Genomic DNA, 21,423 nt, shown 5'->3' with positions numbered 1-21,423 from the left:
CCCTCTGCTGCGCTTTCTGCTCGAAGTGGTATTGCCCACTTTGAGGCCACTTCAAAACCACTTGACCGCCTATTTTTTCAGCAGCATGCTGTTCTTGCAACTGCAAAAACCAGATCAAGGGTAACTATTGACGAAGCAGAGTGGCACTCCACAAACCTGAACAGGAGACAGCGTGGAAAACTTAATACTTAAAAAAACAATCAGGAACATGATGGTATGTCTGGCCAGCGGTGGCGTGCTGGCGGCATGCGGCGGTGGCGGCGACGCCAGCGCGCCGGGCGGCTCGCAATTGCTGGCGGCCAGCGCGGTCGTCGCCTGCGTGCCGTGGCAAGAGGGCGGTACGTATAACGCCGGCACGGTGGTCACTTACCTGGGCGCCAATTACACGGCCCTGGTAACGCAGACCGATCACGTGGGCTCGGGCTGGAATCCCGTTTCCACGCCTAGCCTGTGGAGCGCGGGCGGCACTTGCGATGGCGGAACTACGCCAACTCCTACGCCGACCCCAACGCCGACGCCGACACCGACGCCCACTCCGACTCCGACACCGGCGCCCACGCCGAACCCGACGCCCACCCCGACACCGACGCCAACCGGTGGCACCTGCGCGCTGGCATGGGTGGCCGGCACGGCCTACAGCGCGGGCGCCACCGTCAGCCATGCGGGCACGAATTACCGCGCCAACTACTGGACGCAGGGCGACAACCCCTCGACCAGCAGCGGCGCCGCCGGCACGGGCAAGCCGTGGACCAGCCTGGAGATCTGCAGCACCACGCCGACCCCGACGCCTACTCCAACACCGACACCGACTCCAACACCAACTCCAACACCGACGCCAACGCCAACGGGCCGCGAAGTCGGTTCCTATTTCGCGCAGTGGGGCGTGTATGGCCGCGACTATGAAGTGGCGAACGTGCACACGAGCGGCGTGGCCGACAAGCTGACCTTCATCAACTACGCCTTCGGCAATATCTACCCGAAAAACGGCGGTTATGAATGCGGCATGATCACCAAGGCCGAGCCGGGCGCGACGAATCCGAATTCGCCCGATGCGGGCACGGGCGGCGATGCCGAGGCCGACTACATCCGCACGCCGAAGCGCACCGTCGATGGCCAGGCGATTCCCTGGGATGCTCCCTTGTCGGGCAACTTCCTGCAGCTGAAAAAACTCAAGGCGGCGCACCCTAACCTCAAATTGTTCATCTCGCTGGGCGGCTGGAGCTGGTCGAAGAACTTCTCCGTCGGTTCGGCCACCGATGCGTTGCGCAAGCAGATGGTGCGCTCGTGCATCGACATCTACATCAAGGGCAACCTGCCGGTGCAGGGCGGTCGCGGCGGCGTGGGCGCGGCGGCCAACATCTTTGACGGCATCGACATCGATTGGGAGTATCCGGTCGGCGGCGGCCAGCCGTACAACACGGTCAGCCCGAATGACAAGCGCAACTTCACCTTGCTGATGGCGGAATTTCGCAGCCAGCTCGATGCGCTCGGTGCAGCCAACGGCAAGCGCTACCTGTTGACGGCGGCCGTCGGTGCCGGCAAGGACAAGATCGACAACACGGAACCGGCCCTGTACTCGCAGTACATGGACTGGATCAACCTGATGACCTACGATTTCCACGGCGGCTGGGAAAACAGCACCAATTTCAACGCCCAGCTGTTTGCCGACCCTGCCGATCCGTCGACGGGCATGGCGCGCGAATACGTGGGCGACAAGGCGGTGCAGTACATGATTGCCGCCGGCGTGCCGCGCGACAAGCTGCTGCTGGGCATACCGTTCTATGGCCGCGGCTGGACGGGCGTGGCGCCGGGACCGAACGGCGATGGCCTGTACCAGGCAGCGACGGGCACGGCGCCGGGCACCTACGAGTCGGGCATCGAGGACTATAAAATCCTCGTCGCCAAGACCGGCACGCGCTACTACCATCCCGTGACCAAGCAGCTGTACCTGTACACGGGCGCGGGTGGCCAGTGGTGGAGCTACGACGATCCGACCGTCATCGGCACCAAGGTGAAATATGTGAAGGACCAGGGCTTGCGCGGCGCGTTCTCGTGGGAACTCGATGGCGATGCGAATGGCGTGCTGGCAACCGAAGTGTGGAAAGTGCGGTAACACTGGAGTAGAGCAAGACGCGGCCGGGCGGCAGTGCTGTCCGGCCGCCTGTTCACATAAAAAACAGGAGACGGGCGATGGCGGCGGTATCGACATTCGGAGTAAAACATCCGGAACAGGAACTGAGCCGCGAGTGGCGCAGCTGGATCGCGGAAAACCTCATGCTGGGAAGTCATCCGTCGGCGCTGATGCCGGTGCTGCAGCAGGCCGGCATCGCGGAGCCGCTGGCGCGCCGCGAAATCGAGCTGGCGCTGCAGAGTCCCTACCTGGCCGGCGCCGTGCGCCTGTCGAACCGCCTGGCCAAGCGCGACTGGGTGATCGACATTCAGCGCAAGCTCAATCAGCTGCGTTCGCCCGAGATACCGCGTCGCGACAAGCTCTCCGCGCAGGAATTCCTCGACGAGTACTACTCCACCAACCAGCCCGTCATCATCACGGGCATGATGGACGACTGGCCGGCGATCCGAAAGTGGAGTCCCGCCTATTTCCGCGAACATTATGCGCAGCGCGAAGTGGAAGTGCAGTTCGGCCGCGAAGCGGACGCGCAGTACGAAATGAACAGCGTGGCGCACAAGCGCAAGATGGCCTTCGGCGAGTACGCCAGCCTGGTCGAGGGCAGCGGCGCGACCAACGATTTCTATATGACGGCGAACAACGATTCGCAGAACCGGCAAGCCTTGCGCGAGCTGTGGGACGATATCGGCCAGCTGCCCGAATACCTGGAGCAGAGTGGCGGCCCCACGGGTTTTTTATGGTTTGGCCCGGCCGGCACGGTGACGCCATTCCACCACGACTTGACGAACAACTTCATGGCGCAGGTCCAAGGGCGCAAGCGCCTGCGCATCATGGCCGCCTGCGAGGTAGCGCGCGTGTACAACCAGCGCCACTGTTTTACCCCCGTCGACGGGCGCGACATCGACGTGCGGCGCTATCCGCTGATGGCCGACGTGCAGGTGCGCGAATGCGTGCTGGCGCCGGGCGAGATCCTGTTCTTGCCCGTCGGCTGCTGGCATTTCGTCGAGGCGCTCGACGTGTCGATGACGGTGGCGTTTACCAACTTCAAATGGGATAACGATTTTTACAGCAAGTATCCGCCGAATCACGACTTTTGATTGACGGGCTCATCTACCGCGAACAGCCGCCGTACAGGCGGCTTTTTCATGCTGCGGCGCGCTTCTTGTATAAGATATTTCCATAAAATAATTGATTCAAATCATTTTACAGCAATTATTTTGATATGAATGGCCACGATGTTTCATTATCCAGATGGTGATGGCGGGCGGATAATTTGATGGCTGGCGCGGCGCCAGCACCGACAACCATCCGGAGGCGGCAGGGCATGAACACGCAGCAAATGACACAGTTACACCAAGCACCAGCAGCTAGTACGGAACTTCGGCTCGACACGCGGCTGACGCGCGAAGCGGCCGAATTGCTGGCCAGGGCCGACATCCACCTGAACGGGCGCGCCGCCTGGGATATGCAGCTGCGCAAACCGGGCGTGCCGGAACGGGCCTTCGCCAGCGGCAACCTGGGCCTGGGCGAAGCGTACATGGATGGCGACTGGGATGCGAGCGAGCTCGACGAATTCTTTTGCCATCTGTTGCGCGCCAGGGTGGCCGACGACGTGCGCCCCATGCGCCTGGTCTTCCACGCCCTGACCGCGCGCCTGTTCAACTTGCAGACGGAGCGCCGCGCGTGGATGGTGGGCAAGGAGCACTATGACCTGGGCAACGCCTTCTATGCGGCCATGCTCGATCCGCGCATGACCTATACCTGCGGCTACTGGAAGGATGCGGCCAATCTGGCCGAGGCGCAGGAAGCCAAGCTCGATCTGATCTGCCGCAAGCTCAGGCTGGAGCCGGGCATGCGCGTGCTCGACATCGGCTGCGGCTGGGGCAGTTTCATGCGCTATGCGGCGGAAAAATACCAGGTGCAGTGCGTGGGCGTGACCATCTCGCAAGAGCAGGCCGCCTATGCGCGCGGCATGCCGGGCGGCGAGCAGCTGGACTTCCGCCTGCAGGATTACCGCGACACCGATGAAAAATTCGACCGCATCGTCAGCATCGGCATGTTCGAGCACGTGGGACACAAGAACCACCGCACCTTCATGGAAGTGGCGCACCGCTGCCTGGAAGACGACGGCCTGTTCCTGCTGCACACGATCGGCAAGAACAAGCGCCAATCCGCGTGCGACCCGTGGATCGACAAATACATCTTCCCGAACGGCGACTTGCCGTCGATCGGCCAGATCGGCGACGCCATGGACGATCTGTTTGTCGCCGAAGACTTGCACAACTTCGGCGCCGACTACGACAAGACCCTGATGGCCTGGCGCGCCAATTTCGAGCAGGCGTGGCCGCGCTTTGCTGGCCAGCTGGGCGAGCGCTTTCACCGCATGTGGTCGTATTATTTGCTGTCTTGCGCCGGTGCCTTCCGCGCGCGCGACTTGCAGCTGTGGCAATGGGTCTTGTCGAAGCAGGGCGTGCTGGGCGGTTACGAGCGTGTCAGTTGATCTGCGCGGCAGCTGATATCATGGCTTGATGGATATCAATCAAGCGCGTACCTTCCTCGAAGTGGCGTCCTGCGGCAGCTTCATCATGGCAGCCGAGCGCATGCACGTGACGCAGACGGCCGTCAGCGCCCGCATCCGCACGCTGGAGCAGCAACTGGGGCGCCAGCTGTTCGTGCGCAACAAGGCGGGCGCGCGGCTGACGTCGGCCGGCGAGCGCTTCATGCGCCATGCGGCCACCATGGTGCAGGTGTGGGAGCGGGCGCGCCACCAGGTAGCCTTGCCGCCGGGGCGCGATGACGCCGTCAGCATCGGCTGCGAACTGAGCCTGTGGCAGCCGCTGCTCGGAGACTGGCTCATACGCATGAGCCGCGATTGCCCCGAGATCGCCTTGCGCGCGGAAGTCGACAGCCCGGCGCGCCTGCTCGACGCCGTGCATGACGGCTCGCTCGACCTGGCCGTGCTGTACAACCCGCCGCAGCGCCCGGGCCTGGCCAGCGAATTGCTGGCCGAGGAAAAGCTCGTGATGGTGACCACGCGCGCCGACGGGCAGATGCATGCCGATACGTATGTGTATGTGGACTGGGGACCCAGCTTCGCGGCCAACCACCAGGCGACGTATCCGGAGCTGAGCAGCCCGCCCGTCTCGATTTCGCTGGGACCGCTGGCGCTCGTGTATCTGCTGGAAGTGGGCGGCGCCAGTTATTTTCGCATCGGCAGCGCGCAACCCTATCTCGATGCCGGTTTGCTGCACCGCGTGCGCGACGCGCCCGAATTCTCGCATTCCGCCTACGCCGTCTACGCGGCCCAGCGCGACAACCCGACCCTGGACCGCGCCCGCGCCTGCCTGCTGGAAGTGGCGGAGAAGATCAAGTAGATGCGACAGACGTAAAAAAGCCGACCCGAGGGTCGGCTTTTTGTTTAAGCGCAGCGCTTAGTCGCGGCTGCCGCCGGCGAAGCCCAGCAAAGAGAGCAAGCTGGTGAAGATGTTGTACACGTCCAGGTAGATGCGCAGGGTGGCCGAGATGTAGTTGGTCTCGCCGCCGTTGATGATTTGCTGCACGTCATACAGGATGTAGGCCGAGAAGATGGCGATGGCGACCATGGAGATTACGATCGACAGTGCCGACAGGCCCAGGAAAATGTTCGCCACCGATGCCAGGATCAGCACGATCACGCCGGCGAACAGCCATTTGCCCATGGCCGAGAAGTCGCGCTTCGAGACCGTGGCGATCGTCGCCATCACGGCCAGGATGGTGGCCGTGCCGCCGAACGCGGTCATGATCAGCATGCCGCCGTTCGAGTAGCCGAGCGTGCGCGTCAGGATAGGCGTGAGCATCAGGCCCATGAAGAAGGTAAAGCCCAGCAGGACGGCGACGCCGAGGCCCGAGTTCTTGGTTTTTTCAATCGCGTACATGAAGCCGAAGGCGACGGCCATGAAGATGATGAAACCCATGCCGCCGGTCAGCATCGGCAAGTGCATTTGCACGCCGATGAAGGCGCCCAGCACGGTCGGTATCATGGACAGCGCCAGCAGCCAGTAAGTGTTGCGCAAGACCTGATGGCGGACTTGCTGCATGCCCCCCGACAGGTCAAAGGTGCGTTGCATGTTCTGATTCATAGTGCCTCCGTGTTGTCAATTCAAATTACTGCTTTACTCAAGGATAGCATGAGGGCCGGAATTTGCCAAAAAAGCAGCTTAAGATTTCATTAAACGGGGGTGGGGCGGCAAGACACCCCCTGCCTCTCTGGGTGATATGGGGTGGAGTATGGTAAAATCAAAGGTTGATTGAGTTCTCAATTTACCGTTTTAAACCTTACTTTTTATTGGAGTTTTCACACATGGCAATCGAACGCACCCTGTCGATCATCAAACCAGACGCAGTTGCAAAAAACGTAATCGGTCAAATCTACTCGCGTTTTGAAAACGCTGGCCTGAAAATCGTTGCAGCACGCATGACCCAACTGTCGCGCGAACAAGCTGAAGGCTTCTACGCAGCGCACAAAGAGCGCGGCTTCTTCAAGGATCTGGTCGACTTCATGGTTTCCGGTCCAGTCATGATCCAGGCTCTGGAAGGCGAAAACGCCGTTCTGGCCCACCGTGACCTGATGGGCGCGACCGATCCGAAGAAAGCAGAAAAAGGCACGATCCGCGCCGATTTCGCCGATTCGATCGACGCTAACGCCGTACACGGTTCCGACGCTGTCGAAGCTGCTAAAGTGGAAATCGCTTACTTCTTCCCAGAACTGAAGGCTTAATTGCCTTAGATAACGTTATTTCCTGGCGTTATCTGTGAAATAACTTATCACCCCCTGTTCCCGCTGCGCTGTGGAGTTTTCGCTCCGGATGCGCGCGGGGACGGATTTTTAGAATAGACAAGATCATGAATACGACGACCCTCACCAACTTGCTGGACCTCGATCCCGCGCAACTCATCGCTTATTGCGCCGAGTTGGGAGAGAAACCGTTTCGTGCGAAACAATTGCAACGCTGGATACACCAGTTCGGCGCCTCCGACTTTGACGCCATGACGGATCTGGCCAAGTCGCTGCGCGACAAGCTGGCCACGCGCGCCGAAGTGCGCGCCCCGGCCATCATCAGCGACCACACGTCGACGGATGGCACGCGCAAGTGGCTCGTTGACGTGGGCAATGGCAATGCCGTGGAAACCGTGTTCATTCCGGAAGAAAACCGCGGCACCCTGTGCATCTCGACCCAGGCTGGCTGCGCCGTGAACTGTCGTTTCTGTTCGACGGGCAAGCAAGGCTTCAACCGCAACCTCAGTGTCGGCGAAATCATCGGCCAGCTGTGGATGGCGGAATTCGAATTGCGCCGTACCAAGGGCATCGAGCCGGGCCCGAAAGGCGAGCGCCAGATCACCAACGTGGTGATGATGGGCATGGGCGAGCCCCTGCTGAACTTTGAGCCGACCGTCACAGCCCTGAAATTGATGCTCGATGACAACGCCTACGGCTTGTCGCGCCGCCGCGTGACCCTGTCGACCTCGGGCGTGGTGCCGATGATGGACAAGCTGTCGCAGGAAGTGCCGGTGGCCCTGGCCGTCTCGCTGCACGCCTCGAACGATGCCTTGCGCGACGGTTTGATTCCACTGAACAAGAAGTACCCGCTGAAGGAATTGATGGCGGCCTGCAAGCGCTACCTGGAATTCGCCCCGCGCGATTTCATCACCTTTGAATACTGCATGCTCGACGGCGTCAACGACAGCGACGAGCACGCGCGCGAATTGCTGGCGCTGGTGCAAGACCGCGAGTTCGGCGTGAACTGCAAGTTCAACCTGATTCCGTTCAATCCTTTCCCCGAGTCGGGCCTGTTCCGCTCGAAAAACCCCCGCATCAAGGCCTTTGCCCAAGTCCTCATGGATGGCGGCATCATCACCACCGTGCGCAAGACGCGCGGCGACGATATCGATGCGGCCTGCGGCCAGCTGGCCGGCGAAGTCAAGGATCGCACCCGGGTGCAGGAGCGCATGGAAAAGATGACCGAGTATCAACAGAAATTCGGCGCCAATTTCGGCAAGATCGTCGAGATCCGCTCCTGATGCGGGGACGCATGGCGTATCCTGGCGTACTTGCCGCGGCTGTTGTCAGCCTGGGCGTGCTGCTGGCCGGCTGTGCTTCCACCGCGGACAAGCAGCAAGCCGCATCGGTCGAGCAGCGCGCCGCCTTGCGCTTGCAGCTGGCCAGCGCCTATTATATGCAAGACCAGTTTGCGGTGGCGTTGACAGAAGCGGATCAGGCGGTGCAGCTGCTGCCGGGCAACGCCCAGGTGCGCGGCATGCGCGCCCTGATTTTTGCTGCCCTGCGTCAACCTGCCGCTGCTGAAAAAGATTTTCTTTACGCATTGCGCCTTGCGCCCCACAATCCCGAGTTGAGCAATAATTATGGCCTGTTTCTGTGCCAGACCGGGCGCGCGGCGCAGTCGCTGGCGTATTTTGATGCCGCATTGCAAGATTCCGCGTATGGCACGCCTGAACTGGCGCTGCATAATGCGGCCGCGTGCAGCCTGATCATGAAAGATTACCCGCGTGCCGCCGGCTACTGGCTCAAGGCGGAGCGCATCGCACCTGGCGCGGCAATCACGTATGCCGGCCTGGTGCGCGTGTATTACCAACAGCAAGACTACCGGCAAGCGGCTCATTATCTTGAGCGGCTCGGTAAAGCAGCGACAATGGAGAGCCAGACGGCCGATGTGCTGTGGCTCGGGATCAAGGTGCAGCATAAGCTCGGGGATGCGGGTGCGGAAGCTGGCCTGGGGGCGCATTTGCGCAACCACCATGCCGGCTCCCCCGAATATGCTGCTTATCAAAATGGGGCGTTTGATGAGTGAGACAGGGATACCAATGAATTCAGAGTGGGCAGAAACGCCTCAGCAGCAGCCCCAGGGCAATCTTGCGTTGGCAGGCGCACAGTTGAAGGCGCAACGCGAAGCGCTGGGCTGGCCGGTGGAGCAGGTGGCCGACCAGCTCAAGCTGGCGCCGCGCCAGGTGATCGCGCTGGAAGCGGGCGACATGGCGGCCTTGCCGAACGTCGCCGTGGTGCGCGGTTTCGTGCGCGCCTACGCCAAGGTGGTGCGTCTCGACGCGGCGCCGCTGGTGGCCATGATCGAAGTCCATCCGGCGCCGGCGCAAGACCCGGCCGCGCCCGTGCGGCGTGAAATTTCCGCCACGTTTTCCGAATCGCGCTTCCCGTCGATGACGCAGCGCTCGTCGAACCAGACTCCGCTCTGGATCGCCGGCGCCGTGGCCGTCGTCGTGGCGGCCGCCTTTGGCGCCTACAAGCTCGGCTATGTACCGGCCAGCCTGATGTCCTCGCAGGCCGGGAAAGAAACGGCGCATGCGGACGTGGGCCCCGTGGAAACGACCCTGATCAAGCCAGGTCAGGACTTGACGCCGGTGCAGTCGCCGTCCGTGCCGCTGATTTCCGTACCGCCGCCGCCAGGCAACGATACGCAGACGGGCGCACCGGCCGCCGCCGTTTCGGCGCTGGCCGTTGCCGACGTGCCGCCAGCCGCCGTGCCTGCCCCGGCGACAGCGGCCACGGCCGCCGTCACGCCGCCTGCGGCTACTGCTGCCGCTGCCGTGGGCGCGAATACGCTGGTGCTGAAGGTGGAGCAGGATTCCTGGGTGGAAATTCGCCGCCCAGGCAGCACGCCGCTGATTTCGCGCATGGTCAAGGCGGGCAGCACGGAAACGTTCGATATCACGGGACCCGCCACCCTGGTGGTGGGCAAGCCTGGCGTGGTGCAGGCAACCTTGCGCGGTGCCAAGCTGGAGTTGCCGACCGTTGCCGGCGGCACCATTTCCCGCGTCAGCATCAAATAAGTGCAGTAACCGTTCAAGCAAACTCAGAAGATAATATTATGGCTACCTCGAAAACAGCGATCGGCTCCGGTCCATCCGGCCGCCGCGACAGCCGCAAGGTGCTGATCGCGCACGGCCAGCGCCAGATCTGGGTGGGCGGCGACGCCCCCGTGGTGGTGCAGTCGATGACGAACACGGATACGGCCGACGCCATCGGCACGGCGATCCAGATCAAGGAACTGGCGCGTGCCGGTTCGGAACTGGTGCGCCTGACGGTGGACCGTCCGGAAGCGGCCGCGGCCGTGCCGTATATCCGCGAGCAGCTCGACAAGATGGAGATCGACGTGCCACTGGTGGGCGACTTCCATTACAACGGCCATACCTTGCTCAACGATTACCCCGATTGCGCGCGCGCGCTGTCGAAGTACCGCATCAATCCGGGCAACGTGGGCAAGGGCGCCAAGCGTGACACGCAATTTGCGCAAATGATCGAAGCGGCTTGCCGCTACGACAAGCCGGTGCGCATCGGCGTGAACTGGGGCAGCCTGGACCAGGCCTTGCTGGCGCGCATCATGGATGAAAACGCGGGCCGCGCCGACCCATGGCCGGCGCAAGCCGTCATGTATGAAGCGCTCGTGACGTCGGCGATTGAAAACGCCGTGCGCGCCGAAGAGCTGGGCCTGGGGCGCGACAAGATCATCTTGTCGTGTAAGGTTTCTGGCGTACAAGACCTGATCGCCGTGTACCGCGAACTGGCGCAGCGCTGCGACTATCCGCTGCACCTGGGCTTGACGGAAGCGGGCATGGGCAGCAAGGGCATCGTGGCGTCCACCGCGGCGCTGGCCGTGCTGCTGCAAGAGGGCATCGGCGACACCATCCGCATTTCGCTCACGCCCGAGCCGGGCGGCGACCGCACGCGCGAAGTCATCGTCGGCCAGGAAATTTTGCAAACCATGGGCTTGCGCAAGTTCGCGCCCATGGTCATCGCCTGCCCCGGTTGCGGCCGCACGACGTCGACCACTTTCCAGGAATTGGCCGACAACATCCAGACGTATCTGCGCGAGCAGATGCCGGAGTGGAAGAAATCGTATCCGGGCGTGGAAGCGATGAACGTGGCCGTCATGGGCTGCATCGTCAACGGCCCGGGCGAATCGAAGCATGCGAACATCGGCATCAGCCTGCCCGGCACGGGCGAGTCGCCTGCCGCGCCCGTGTTTGTCGACGGCGAAAAAGTCGTCACCCTGCGCGGCGAACGCATCGTCGAGGAATTCCAGGACATCGTCCTCAATTATGTTAAAAGCCATTATGGCGCAGCAGCGTAGGTCGGATTAGCGCTACGCGCGTAATCCGACAATCAAGTTAAAGAGAACACTATGTCCGAAAATAAAAAGCTCGACAAAATCACCGCCGTCAAAGGCATGAATGACGTGCTGCCCGCCGACGCCCCCTTGTGGGAACTGTTTGAAAATACGGCGCAATCCGTGCTGCAAAGCTATGGCTTCCAGCAGATCCGCACGCCGATCGTGGAAGAAACGAAATTGTTCGCGCGCGCCATCGGCGCCGTGACCGATATCGTGGAAAAGGAAATGTATTCGTTCACCGATTCGATGAACGGCGACAACCTGACCTTGCGTCCTGAAGGCACGGCAGGCGTGGTGCGCGCCGTGGTCGAGCACAACCTCGTCTACGAAGGCCCGAAACGCCTGTGGTACAAGGGCCAGATGTTCCGCCACGAGCGCCCGCAAAAGGGTCGCTATCGCCAGTTCCACCAGTTCGGCGCGGAAGCCATCGGCTTCACGGGCCCGGACATCGACGCCGAGCTGATCATGATGACCCGCCGCCTGTGGGATGACCTGGGCCTGGAAGGTATCCGCCTGGAACTGAACTCGATCGGCGACGCGGACGAGCGCCTGCGCCACCGCGCCGATCTGATCGCCTACCTGGAAAGTCACAGCGAGCTGCTCGACGAAGAAGCCAAGCGCCGCCTGCACAGCAATCCGCTGCGCATCCTCGACACCAAGAACCCTGCCATGCAGGACCTGGTCAATGGCGCGCCGAAGCTGCTGGAATACCTGGGCGAAGAATCGCTGGCCCACTTCCACGGCGTGCAGAAGATCCTGAACCACAACAACATTCCGTTTACCATCAATCCACGCCTGGTGCGCGGCCTCGATTATTACAACCGCACGGTGTTCGAGTGGGTCAGCGACAAGCTGGGCGCGCAAGGCACGGTGTGTGCCGGTGGCCGCTATGACGGCATGGTGGAAATGTTCGGTGGCAAATCGACGCCCGCCGTCGGTTTCGGCATGGGCGTCGAACGCCTGGTGCTGCTGATGAAGGATGCGGCTGAACCGGAAGCGCCGGCCCAGTGCGACGTGTATCTGGTACACCAGGGCGAGCAGGCAGGCTTGCAAGCCTTCGTGCTGGCCGAGCGGATTCGCGATGCGGGCCTCGACGTTGTGCTACATTGCGCAGCGAGCAACGGTGGCGGCAGCTTCAAGACGCAAATGAAAAAGGCCGATGCCAGCGGTGCGGCGTTTGCCGTGATCATGGGCGACGATGAAATCGCCAACAATGTCGCGACGGTGAAAGCCATGCGCGAAGCCGATGCCGGCGCGCAGCAGAACACGGTGCCGTTCGACGATGTCGTCGATTACGTGGTGGACCAGATCATCGGCGACCACGATTGCGGCCACGACCACGGTCCTGGCGGCCACGTGCATCACCACCATTGATTTGAAGCAAGACCGTACTACCCTCGATCAACTACTCATTAAAACTGACGACCCATGGCATACGATCACGAAGAACAAGAGCAACTGGCAACCCTCAAGGCCTGGTGGCAGCGCAATGGCAATCTGACCTCCTGGGTCCTGATCGTGGCGCTGGCAGGCTATAGCGGCTGGGCTGGCTGGCAGTACTACCAGCGGACGCAGGCTGCGCAAGCGGGCCAGCTGTACGACGAACTGCAAAACGCCATCGCCGCCAAGGACACGGCCAAGGTGATGCGCGCTGCCGGCGACATGCAATCGCGCTTCGGCGGCACGGCGTATGCGCAGATGAGCGCGCTGGCCGCTGCCAAGGTGGCGTTCGACGCGAACGACTTGAAAACGGCCAAGACCCAGCTGCAATGGGTGGCCGAGCATGGCACGGAAGAGTACAAGGCCATCGCCAAGCTGCGTCTGGCTGGCGTCCTGCTGGACGAAAAAGCCTACGATGAAGCGTTGAAGGTGCTGGCGACGGCTTCCGTGGCGCAATTTGCCGGCGCCGTGGCCGACCGCAAGGGCGACATCCTGGTGGCGCAAAACAAGCTGGCCGATGCGCGCACGGCTTATCTGGCCGCGATAGCCGCGACGGACAAGAACAATCCAGGCCGTCAACTGATCCAGGTCAAGCTGGAAGCGATTGGCGGTACGGTACCGGAAGACAAGGCCAAGGCTGACAAGGCTGCCGCCTGACACGAACACTGATGGTTGTGCTGCGCGGCGTTTCCGCCGCCTGCCTTGCCCTTACAAGTACAAGAAAAAGGTTGGATATCACTTATGCGTGTCACTGAAAAGCTGGTAGCTGCAAGTCTGTTGGCCCTGATGGCCGGTTGCTCGTCCTGGAATCCGTTCGCCTCGAAAGATCCGAAAGTCGAACCGGCCAAGCTGGTCGAGTTAAAATCGAGCATCGCCGTGCGCGACGCCTGGAAGTATTCGATCGGCAAGGCCGGCGTGTACGCGTTCACGCCGGCGCTGGCCGGCAGCAGCCTGTACGTGGTCAGCGCCGATGGCGCGCTGGCGCGCCTGGATGCGGCCAGCGGCCGTGAAACCTGGCGCGTCAAGGCCGGCAGCGACATCACGTCCGGCGCCGGCAGCGATGGCACGGTCGTGGCCGTGGGTGCCGCCAAGGGCGCCGTGCTGGCGTTCGATGCCGATGGCAAGCAGCTGTGGAAGGCGCAGGCGTCCAGCGAAGTATTGACGGCGCCCGTCGTGGGCCAGGGCGTGGTGGTGGTGCGCAGCGTCGACAACCGCATCGTCGGCTTCGACGCGAAGACGGGCGAGCGCAAGTGGACGGTGCAGCGCGCCACGCCGGCACTGACCCTGCGCAATGCGCCGGGCATGGTGCTGGGCGGCGCCAACATCTACGTGGCCCAACCGGGCGGCAAGCTGCTGGCACTGACGGCAGCGACCGGTGTGGTACGCTGGGAGATCGTCGTCAGCGAACCGCGCGGCGCTACCGAACTGGAGCGCGTCTCCGACATCGCCGGCACGCCGGTGGTGTTCGAGGGCGAAGTGTGCGCCGTCACGTACCAGGGCAAGGCGGGCTGCTTCGACGCGGCCACGGGCGTGCCGCGCTGGACCAAGCCGATCTCGTCCGATGTGGGCGTGGCCGTCGACCAGCGTTTCGTGTTTGTTGCCGACGCCCAGGGCGCTGTCGTGGCGTTCAGCCGCGAAGGCGGCCAGAGCGCGTGGAAGAATGAGGCGCTGGCGCGCCGCCGCCTGTCGACGCCGGCCTCTTACGGCCGCAGCGTCGCCGTCGGTGACTATCAAGGTTATATCCACTTCCTGTCACGGGAAGATGGCGCATTAATAGGTCGTGTCAGCACCGACGGAAGCCCGATTGTTTCGGCTCCCGTTGTTGCCGGTTCGAATTTGATTTTTCAAACCCAATCAGGGACAGTGACCGCTCTCGCGGTCGAGTAATACAATGAAGCCGGTAATTGCACTAGTAGGTCGACCCAATGTTGGGAAATCGACTTTATTCAATCGTCTGACCCGCTCGCGCGATGCGCTGGTGGCGGATTTGCCTGGGTTGACGCGCGATCGTCACTATGGCGAAGGCCGTGTCGGCGAACGTCCCTTCCTGGTCATCGATACGGGTGGTTTCGAACCCGTCGCCAAGGAAGGCATCATGCACCAGATGGCACTGCAGACCAAGCAGGCCGTGGCCGAGGCCGACGTGGTGGTGTTCATCGTGGACGGCCGTCAAGGCCTGACCCCGCATGACAAGACCATCGTCGACTTCCTGCGCAAGAGCGGTCGCCCGGTCTTGCTGGTGGTGAACAAAAGCGAAGGCATGCGCTATACGGCCGTCGTGTCCGAATTCTATGAATTGGGCATGGGCGATCCGTATGCGATCTCGTCGGCGCACGGCGACGGCGTCAACGACCTCGTCGAAGTGATGCTGGACCTGGCGTTCGCGCAGCGTCCGGATGAGCCTGAAGAGCTGGAAAAGACCGACCGCGGCATCAAGATCGCCTTGGTTGGCCGTCCGAACGTGGGCAAGTCGACCTTGATCAACACCTTGCTGGGTGAAGAGCGCGTGATTGCCTTCGACATGCCGGGCACGACGCGCGACTCGATCGAGATCCCGTTCGAGCGCGATGGCCAGCAATACACGCTGATCGACACGGCCGGTATCCGCCGCCGTGGCAAGGTGTTTGAAGCGATCGAGAAATTCTCGGTGGTGAAAACCCTGCAGTCGATTTCCGAAGCCAACGTGGTCGTGCTGATGCTCGACGCGCAGCAGGATATTTCCGAGCAGGACGCGCACATCGCCGGCTTCATCCTGGAATCGGGCCGCGCGCTGGTCGTGGCCGTGAACAAATGGGATGGCTTGCAATCGCACGAACGCGACGAGATCAAGATCGATATCGACCGCAAGCTCGATTTCCTGTCGTTCGCGCAGATGCATTTCATTTCGGCGCTGAAGGGCACCAACATCGGTCCACTGATGAAGTCGCTCAACGCCGCGTATGCGGCCGCCATGTGCGACCTGTCGACGCCGAAGCTGACGCGCGCCCTGATCGAGGCCGTGGAGAAGCAGGAGCCGCGCCGCAAGGGCTCGATCCGTCCGAAGCTGCGCTACGCCCACCAGGGCGGCATGAACCCGCCGGTGATCGTCATTCACGGCAATGCGCTCGACGCCGTCGGCGATCCGTACAAACGCTATCTGGAAAAACATTTCCGCGATACGTTTGCGCTGGTTGGCACGCCGCTGCGCATCGAACTGCGCACGGGTAAAAACCCGTTTGCACGCACGCCGAGCAAGTAAATAGTTAACGGCTGAATTAACGGCTGAATTAAGTGCAGATTAAGGCGCCGCAGAGATAATGCGGCGCCGACAACCATTCATGGCTGTTTGCACGGAAATAATAAAGTGTTAATGCGCCATGCGCGACAGCGATCGTGAAAACAGGTTACAGTAGCTATGACGCATCTTTCTTTCTTTGAAAGGTGTGAGAGCACTTGAAATCAAGCGAGTCGCCTCCAATTCTTACACAACAACATAAACAACGGAGCTGTTATGAGCAACAAAGGGCAACTGTTACAAGACCCATTCCTCAATGCATTACGCAAAGAGCATGTTCCTGTCTCGATCTACCTGGTCAATGGCATTAAATTGCAGGGCCATATCGAATCGTTCGATCAATATGTCGTATTGCTGCGCAATACGGTGACACAGATGGTGTACAAGCATGCCATCTCGACAGTGGTGCCGGCCCGTGCCGTCAATCTCAATATTGAATCTGAAGCGGAGTAAAGCGTTGAGCTTGAAGGCCCAGCGCCTTTCACCCTCCATCGCCCCCGTCCGCGCCAGCGGCGCTGATGCGTTTGCATCGGCGTCGGCGTCCGCCGCAACTTGTCTGATGCCATCATGCGCGCCGTACTAGTCGGGGTTGACTTCGGTCACAGCGACTTCGCCGCCAGCATGGAAGAACTCATGCTGTTGTCGCGTTCGGCTGGCGCGGACCCGATTTCCACCATCACGGCCAAGCGTTCCAGTCCCGATTCCGCGTATTTCGTCGGTAGCGGCAAGGCCGATGAAATTGGCGACATCGTCGTCAACGATGGCCTGGAAATCGTCATCTTCAATCATGCCCTTTCACCTGCCCAGCAGCGCAATCTGGAAAAGCGCCTGAATGTGCGGGTGCTCGACCGTACCAGCCTGATCCTCGACATCTTTGCGCAGCGCGCCAAGAGCCACGAGGGCAAGCTGCAAGTCGAGCTGGCCCAGTTGCAGCATCTGGCCACGCGCCTGATCCGCGGCTGGACCCACCTTGAGCGGCAAAAGGGCGGTATCGGCTTGCGCGGTCCCGGCGAGACGCAGCTCGAGACCGACCGCCGGCTGATCGGCGACCGTGTCAAGGCCTTGCGCGCCCGTCTGGAAAAGCTGCACAAGCAGCGCGAAACGCAGCGCCGCGCGCGGGGCCGCAATCACACATTCTCCGTGTCCCTGGTCGGCTATACCAATGCCGGCAAGTCGACCCTGTTCAATGCCGTGACCAAGGCCAGCGTGTATGTCGCCGACCAGTTGTTCGCCACGCTCGACACCACCTCGCGCCGGGTTTACCTGGGCCAGGAAGTGGGCAACGTGGTGATCTCCGACACGGTCGGCTTCGTGCGCGAATTGCCGCACCAGCTGGTGGCCGCTTTCCGCGCCACGCTCGAAGAAACCATCCATGCCGATTTGCTGCTGCACGTCGTCGACGCCGCGTCGCCGGTACGCATGGAGCAGATCGAGCAGGTCAACCTGGTCTTGAAAGAGATCGGCGCCGATCACATTCCGCAAATCCTCGTGTGGAACAAGATCGACGCGGCCGGGCTGGAACCTTCGGTGGAGCGCGACGAATATGCTACGATCAGTCGCGTCTTCGTCAGTGCGCAGAAGGGCAGCGGGCTCGACCTGCTGCGCGATGCGATCGTCGAAATGGCCAGGAAGGCGCCTGGTTCGGCGCACCTGTATCAGAACGACGCAGCACCGCAGGAAGATCAGTTGGACGGTCAGTACGAACAGCACGATGGCGCCGCCCCGGACCAGGACGAAGAGCCTGGCGAGGACGATAGGATTTCCACCCACTCCCAAGTCGGAACACGATAGTTATGCTTGTCTCCCTACTCAAAAAAACAGGCTTGAAGTTGTCCCTGAACGATCCCCGCTGGGGCAATCGCAAGGACGACGGCAAGAAAGCCCAAGAAGGCAAAAAGCCCGGCGAAGGTCCGCCGGACCTCGACCAGTTGTGGCGCGATTTCAATCAGCGCCTGAACGCCTTTTTCGGACAGAAGAACCGTCCCGACAACGGCGGCAATAACAACGGCGGCGGCGGCCCGCGTCCCGACATGAAGGGCGCCGGCATCACCGCCGGCGTGGTCGGCGTGATCGCCGTCTTCATCTGGCTCGCCAGCGGCGCCTTCATCGTGCAAGAGGGCCAGAGCGGCGTCGTGCTGACGTTTGGCCAATACGCGCGCACGGCGCCGGCCGGTCTCAACTGGCGCTGGCCGTATCCGTTCCAGACCGATGAAACCGTCAATGTGTCGCAAGTGCGCACGGTGGAAGTGGGCTATCGCACGTCGCTGCGCAACAAGCAGGCCAGCGAGTCGCTGATGCTGACGGACGATGAAAACATCATCGATATCCAGTTCGCGGTGCAGTACACCTTGAAAGATCCTGTGGAATGGCTGTTCAGCCTGCGCGATCAGGAAGACACCTTGCGCCAGGTCGCCGAGACGGCGATCCGCGAAGTGGTCGGTCGCAGCAAGATGGACTTCGTGCTGTATGAAGGCCGCGAAAAAGTGGCCTTCGACACGCAGAAATTGATGCAGCAGATTCTTGAAGATTACAAGGCTGGCGTGTTGATCAACAACGTGACGATGCAGGCCGTGCAGCCGCCGGAGCAGGTGCAAGCCGCCTTCGACGATGCCGTCAAGGCAGGCCAGGACCGTGAGCGCCAGAAGAATGAAGGCCAGGCCTACGCCAATGACGTCATTCCGAAAGCACGCGGCGCGGCATTCCGCCTGGTGCAGGAAGCCGAGGCCTACCGGGCCATGGTGACCGAGAACTCCGAAGGTAACGCGTCGCGCTTCAAGCAGGTGCTGGTCGAGTACCAGAAGGCGCCGGCCGTCACGCGCGACCGCATGTACCTGGAAACGATGCAGCAAGTGTTCAGCAGTGCCAGCAAGGTCATGGTTGACGCCAAGACGGGCAGCAATCTGCTGTATCTGCCGCTCGACAAGTTGATCGCCCAGCAGGCGGCGTCGGACGCCTCGGCCGCGGCAGCGCGCGCCGCAGCGGCCGCACCCGCAGCCAATACCGTAATGCCACAGGAAGCCATGCAGACAGTAGAAGTCAACCAGCGTCGCGACAGCCGCTCTTCGCGTGAACGGGAGAGCCGCTAATGAACCGTATCGTCGCCGCCCTGATCGCGGGCTTTATCGCGATCATGCTCTTGTCCTCGACCGTGTTCGTCGTCGATCAGCGTAAATACGCCATCGTCTTCGCCCTCGGTGAAGTCAAGGACGAGATCAGCAAACCAGGCTTGTACTTCAAGCTGCCGCCGCCGTTCCAGAACGTCATCTACCTGGACAAGCGCATCCTGACGCTCGACACGCCGGAGCCGGAGCGCTTCATCACGGCCGAAAAGAAGAATATCCTCGTCGACGCGTATGTGAAGTGGCGCATCGTCACTCCGAAGACCTATTTCCGCAGCTTCGGCGGCGATGAAAGCCGCGCCCGCAACCGCATGTCGCAAATCGTCAAGGCCGCGCTGAACGATGAAATCACCAAGCGCACGGTGCGCGAAGTGATCTCGGGCGAGCGCGGCAAGGTGATGCAGGCGATCAAGGCCAAGGTGGCGGCCGAGGCCGAGGCCATCGGCGTGGGCATCGTCGACGTGCGCCTGAAACGCGTCGATTACGTCGAGCAGATCAACAACTCGGTGTACGAGCGCATGAAGTCCGAGCGCGTGCGCGTGGCCAATGAGCTGCGTTCGACCGGTTCGGCCGACTCCGAGAAAATCCGCGCCGACGCCGACAAGCAGCGCACGGTGATCCTGGCCGAAGCGTACCGCGAAGCCGAGAAGATCCGCGGCGAGGGCGACGCCAAGGCATCGCAGATCTATGCGGAAGCGTTTGGCCGGAATCCGGAGTTCTACAAGTTTTACCGCAGCCTGGAAGCCTACCGCGCGACCTTCAAGGACAAGGGCGACGTGATGGTGGTCGATCCGAGTTCGGAATTCTTCAAGTACTTCAAGGGTAACGGCACGGCCGCTCCGTCGAAGAAGTAAAACAGCATCGACACTGCCCCCGGCCGCAAGACCGGGTGGCGGCAGCGGGGCCGGCATCGATGCCGGCCCCGTTTTTTTGTGCCCGCCAGGCTGTTGCGGGAAGGCGTAAAATGCGGTGTTTTTAGGGTTGTGCGGCAGCTATTCGGAGAACTTGTCCCTAAAGACCCGTGTTTTCGCGTAAAATATCAGGTTCGGCCTCTTGCCTGGCGCGCTCGCCGCTGCCTCGCATGATGCATTTTTTCAACTTTCTTCCGTATCTCGCTCCCTCATGCCGAATTGGCTTTTGCCCGAAAATATTGCCGATGTTCTGCCGTCGGAAGCGCGCAAGATCGAAGAGCTGCGCCGCCTCATGCTGGATAATTTCCGTCTGTACGGATATGAACTGGTGATGCCGCCGCTGCTCGAGTATCTGGAATCGCTGATGACCGGCGCTGGCAAGGATACCGACCTGCGCACCTTTAAACTGGTCGACCAGCTGTCGGGCCGCATGCTCGGCCTGCGTGCCGACATGACGACGCAAGTGGCGCGCATCGACGCGCACCTGCTGAACCGTGCCACCGTGACCCGCCTGTGCTACGCCGGCAGCGTGCTGCATACCCGTCCGTCGGGTCTGCACGCCACCCGCGAACCGCTGCAGATCGGCGCCGAAATCTATGGTCACGCCGGCCTGGAAGCCGATGCCGAGATCCAGGAACTGGCGCTCGCTTCGCTGGCACTGGCCGGTTTCGATAGCGTCCGCCTGGATTTGTCGCACGTCGGCCTGTTGCGCGCTATCATTGCGCAAGACGCCGCTGCCGTGCGCGACGAAGCTGCGCTGTACACCTTGCTGCGCGCGAAAGATGCGCCGGGCCTGCGCGCCCTGACCGCTGCCTACGATGCCGTCACGCGCGATGCGCTGCTGGCCTTGCCGAACCTGTACGGCGACATCGACGTGCTGGCGCGTGCGCGCGAAGTGCTGCCGCCGCTGCCGGGCGTGCTGAAAGCGCTGGCTGAACTGGCGGCGTTAGCCGGTTCTGCTTTGGGCCGCGCCGAAGTGGCGATCGACCTGGCCGACCTGCGCGGCTACCAATATGAAAGTGGCGCGATGTTTGCGCTGTATGTACCTGGCTTGCCGAACGCGGTTGCGCGCGGCGGCCGTTATGACCACGTCGGCGAAGCGTTCGGCCGGGCTCGTCCCGCGACCGGCTTCTCGCTCGATTTGCGCGAACTGGCGCGCCTGTTGCCGACCGCGGAACGGAAGCATTCGATCCGCGCGCCGTGGGGCAGCGCGCCAGAATTGAAGGAAAAAATCGCCGAGTTGCGCAAGGCGGGCGAGGTCGTGATCCAGAGTATGCCGGGTCACAGTAATGAACAAGACGAGTTCGAGTGCGATCGCGTGCTGGTACTTGCCGATAATGGTAGTAGCTGGATTCTTAAAAACTTAGGTTGA

At 61.8% G+C, this 21,423-nt stretch carries 19 protein-coding genes; 18 read left to right on the top strand and 1 reads right to left on the bottom strand.

Annotation, left to right across the window (positions count from 1 at the left end; all coding sequences use genetic code 11):
- Positions 1 to 208: 208 nt before the first annotated feature.
- The 4 genes from CLU91_RS08980 (at position 209) to CLU91_RS08965 (ending at position 5,502) form a co-directional block, all read left to right on the top strand.
- The gene (locus CLU91_RS08980; protein WP_269800630.1) at positions 209 to 2,113 is read left to right on the top strand and encodes a glycosyl hydrolase family 18 protein; all 1,905 of its coding nucleotides are present in this window, start codon (positions 209 to 211) and stop codon (positions 2,111 to 2,113) included.
- Positions 2,114 to 2,190: 77 nt separating this feature from the next.
- Entirely contained in the window at positions 2,191 to 3,225 is a 1,035-nt protein-coding gene (locus CLU91_RS08975) for a cupin-like domain-containing protein (protein WP_100873872.1), read from the top strand.
- A 242-nt stretch (positions 3,226 to 3,467) separates the two neighbouring features.
- Complete coding sequence (gene cfa / locus CLU91_RS08970) at positions 3,468 to 4,628, top strand: cyclopropane fatty acyl phospholipid synthase (RefSeq protein ID WP_100876648.1); 1,161 nt, start codon at positions 3,468 to 3,470, stop codon at positions 4,626 to 4,628.
- Positions 4,629 to 4,656: 28 nt separating this feature from the next.
- On the top strand, positions 4,657 to 5,502 hold the full coding sequence (locus CLU91_RS08965; protein WP_100873871.1) for a LysR family transcriptional regulator: 846 nt from the start codon (positions 4,657 to 4,659) through the stop codon (positions 5,500 to 5,502).
- Between the two features lie 57 nt (positions 5,503 to 5,559).
- Here the strand turns inward: CLU91_RS08965 and CLU91_RS08960 are convergent, their stop codons facing one another.
- Positions 5,560 to 6,246: a Bax inhibitor-1/YccA family protein gene (locus CLU91_RS08960; protein WP_034752039.1), complete on the bottom strand. Its 687-nt coding sequence runs from the start codon at positions 6,244 to 6,246 to the stop codon at positions 5,560 to 5,562.
- Between the two features lie 221 nt (positions 6,247 to 6,467).
- Between CLU91_RS08960 and ndk the strand changes: the two genes are divergently transcribed.
- The 14 genes from ndk to CLU91_RS08890 all read left to right on the top strand — a co-directional run bounded on the left by ndk (position 6,468) and on the right by CLU91_RS08890 (position 21,423).
- A complete protein-coding gene (ndk, locus tag CLU91_RS08955) occupies positions 6,468 to 6,884 on the top strand; it encodes a nucleoside-diphosphate kinase (protein WP_034752036.1) in 417 nt (138 codons plus the stop codon).
- Between the two features lie 125 nt (positions 6,885 to 7,009).
- Complete coding sequence (gene rlmN, locus CLU91_RS08950) at positions 7,010 to 8,185, top strand: 23S rRNA (adenine(2503)-C(2))-methyltransferase RlmN (protein ID WP_034752035.1); 1,176 nt, start codon at positions 7,010 to 7,012, stop codon at positions 8,183 to 8,185.
- 56 nt (positions 8,186 to 8,241) lie between these two features.
- Positions 8,242 to 8,973 (top strand): type IV pilus biogenesis/stability protein PilW, encoded by a 732-nt coding sequence (pilW, locus tag CLU91_RS08945; RefSeq protein ID WP_157814656.1) that lies wholly within the window; start codon positions 8,242 to 8,244, stop codon positions 8,971 to 8,973.
- Between the two features lie 82 nt (positions 8,974 to 9,055).
- Entirely contained in the window at positions 9,056 to 9,967 is a 912-nt protein-coding gene (locus CLU91_RS08940) for a helix-turn-helix domain-containing protein (protein ID WP_332870887.1), read from the top strand.
- A 38-nt stretch (positions 9,968 to 10,005) separates the two neighbouring features.
- Positions 10,006 to 11,268, top strand: coding sequence for a flavodoxin-dependent (E)-4-hydroxy-3-methylbut-2-enyl-diphosphate synthase (gene ispG, locus CLU91_RS08935; RefSeq protein ID WP_100873868.1), 1,263 nt, complete (start codon positions 10,006 to 10,008; stop codon positions 11,266 to 11,268).
- 51 nt (positions 11,269 to 11,319) lie between these two features.
- Positions 11,320 to 12,681 (top strand): histidine--tRNA ligase, encoded by a 1,362-nt coding sequence (gene hisS, locus CLU91_RS08930; RefSeq protein ID WP_100873867.1) that lies wholly within the window; start codon positions 11,320 to 11,322, stop codon positions 12,679 to 12,681.
- Between the two features lie 54 nt (positions 12,682 to 12,735).
- Entirely contained in the window at positions 12,736 to 13,404 is a 669-nt protein-coding gene (locus CLU91_RS08925) for a YfgM family protein (RefSeq protein ID WP_100873866.1), read from the top strand.
- 84 nt (positions 13,405 to 13,488) lie between these two features.
- Positions 13,489 to 14,634 carry an outer membrane protein assembly factor BamB gene (gene bamB, locus CLU91_RS08920; RefSeq protein WP_100873865.1) on the top strand — a complete coding sequence of 382 codons (1,146 nt, stop codon included), beginning with the start codon at positions 13,489 to 13,491 and terminating at the stop codon, positions 14,632 to 14,634.
- Between the two features lie 4 nt (positions 14,635 to 14,638).
- Positions 14,639 to 15,985, top strand: a complete 1,347-nt coding sequence (gene der / locus CLU91_RS08915) for a ribosome biogenesis GTPase Der (protein WP_034752028.1) — start codon at positions 14,639 to 14,641, stop codon at positions 15,983 to 15,985.
- Positions 15,986 to 16,237: 252 nt separating this feature from the next.
- Positions 16,238 to 16,474, top strand: a complete 237-nt coding sequence (gene hfq / locus CLU91_RS08910; protein WP_008450615.1) for an RNA chaperone Hfq — start codon at positions 16,238 to 16,240, stop codon at positions 16,472 to 16,474.
- A gap of 114 nt (positions 16,475 to 16,588) precedes the next feature.
- Positions 16,589 to 17,812 (top strand): GTPase HflX, encoded by a 1,224-nt coding sequence (gene hflX, locus CLU91_RS08905; protein ID WP_100876647.1) that lies wholly within the window; start codon positions 16,589 to 16,591, stop codon positions 17,810 to 17,812.
- Positions 17,813 to 17,814: 2 nt separating this feature from the next.
- Positions 17,815 to 19,107: an FtsH protease activity modulator HflK gene (gene hflK / locus CLU91_RS08900; protein ID WP_100873864.1), complete on the top strand. Its 1,293-nt coding sequence runs from the start codon at positions 17,815 to 17,817 to the stop codon at positions 19,105 to 19,107.
- On the top strand, positions 19,107 to 19,994 hold the full coding sequence (gene hflC / locus CLU91_RS08895) for a protease modulator HflC (RefSeq protein ID WP_100873863.1): 888 nt from the start codon (positions 19,107 to 19,109) through the stop codon (positions 19,992 to 19,994). Before hflK ends, hflC begins: the two co-directional genes overlap by 1 nt.
- A 268-nt stretch (positions 19,995 to 20,262) precedes the next feature.
- Positions 20,263 to 21,423: an ATP phosphoribosyltransferase regulatory subunit gene (locus CLU91_RS08890; protein ID WP_100873862.1), complete on the top strand. Its 1,161-nt coding sequence runs from the start codon at positions 20,263 to 20,265 to the stop codon at positions 21,421 to 21,423.

The organism is Janthinobacterium sp. 64, assembly GCF_002813325.1.
Classification (GTDB): domain Bacteria; phylum Pseudomonadota; class Gammaproteobacteria; order Burkholderiales; family Burkholderiaceae_D; genus Janthinobacterium.
This window is presented reverse-complemented; position numbering and strand designations above follow the sequence as displayed.

What these genes read in the sequence shown, in the direction of transcription:
- CLU91_RS08980 (WP_269800630.1), top strand. Translation starts at nt 209, where the DNA reads ATGATGGTATGTCTGGCCAGCGGTGGCGTGCTGGCGGCATGCGGCGGT.
- hfq (WP_008450615.1), top strand. Translation starts at nt 16,238, where the DNA reads ATGAGCAACAAAGGGCAACTGTTACAAGACCCATTCCTCAATGCATTA.
- hflK (WP_100873864.1), top strand. Translation starts at nt 17,815, where the DNA reads ATGCTTGTCTCCCTACTCAAAAAAACAGGCTTGAAGTTGTCCCTGAAC.
- CLU91_RS08925 (WP_100873866.1), top strand. Translation starts at nt 12,736, where the DNA reads ATGGCATACGATCACGAAGAACAAGAGCAACTGGCAACCCTCAAGGCC.
- bamB (WP_100873865.1), top strand. Translation starts at nt 13,489, where the DNA reads ATGCGTGTCACTGAAAAGCTGGTAGCTGCAAGTCTGTTGGCCCTGATG.
- cfa (WP_100876648.1), top strand. Translation starts at nt 3,468, where the DNA reads ATGACACAGTTACACCAAGCACCAGCAGCTAGTACGGAACTTCGGCTC.
- rlmN (WP_034752035.1), top strand. Translation starts at nt 7,010, where the DNA reads ATGAATACGACGACCCTCACCAACTTGCTGGACCTCGATCCCGCGCAA.
- hisS (WP_100873867.1), top strand. Translation starts at nt 11,320, where the DNA reads ATGTCCGAAAATAAAAAGCTCGACAAAATCACCGCCGTCAAAGGCATG.
- CLU91_RS08960 (WP_034752039.1), bottom strand. Translation starts at nt 6,246, where the DNA reads ATGAATCAGAACATGCAACGCACCTTTGACCTGTCGGGGGGCATGCAG.
- ndk (WP_034752036.1), top strand. Translation starts at nt 6,468, where the DNA reads ATGGCAATCGAACGCACCCTGTCGATCATCAAACCAGACGCAGTTGCA.
- CLU91_RS08975 (WP_100873872.1), top strand. Translation starts at nt 2,191, where the DNA reads ATGGCGGCGGTATCGACATTCGGAGTAAAACATCCGGAACAGGAACTG.
- hflC (WP_100873863.1), top strand. Translation starts at nt 19,107, where the DNA reads ATGAACCGTATCGTCGCCGCCCTGATCGCGGGCTTTATCGCGATCATG.
- ispG (WP_100873868.1), top strand. Translation starts at nt 10,006, where the DNA reads ATGGCTACCTCGAAAACAGCGATCGGCTCCGGTCCATCCGGCCGCCGC.
- hflX (WP_100876647.1), top strand. Translation starts at nt 16,589, where the DNA reads ATGCGCGCCGTACTAGTCGGGGTTGACTTCGGTCACAGCGACTTCGCC.
- der (WP_034752028.1), top strand. Translation starts at nt 14,639, where the DNA reads ATGAAGCCGGTAATTGCACTAGTAGGTCGACCCAATGTTGGGAAATCG.
- CLU91_RS08965 (WP_100873871.1), top strand. Translation starts at nt 4,657, where the DNA reads ATGGATATCAATCAAGCGCGTACCTTCCTCGAAGTGGCGTCCTGCGGC.
- CLU91_RS08890 (WP_100873862.1), top strand. Translation starts at nt 20,263, where the DNA reads ATGCCGAATTGGCTTTTGCCCGAAAATATTGCCGATGTTCTGCCGTCG.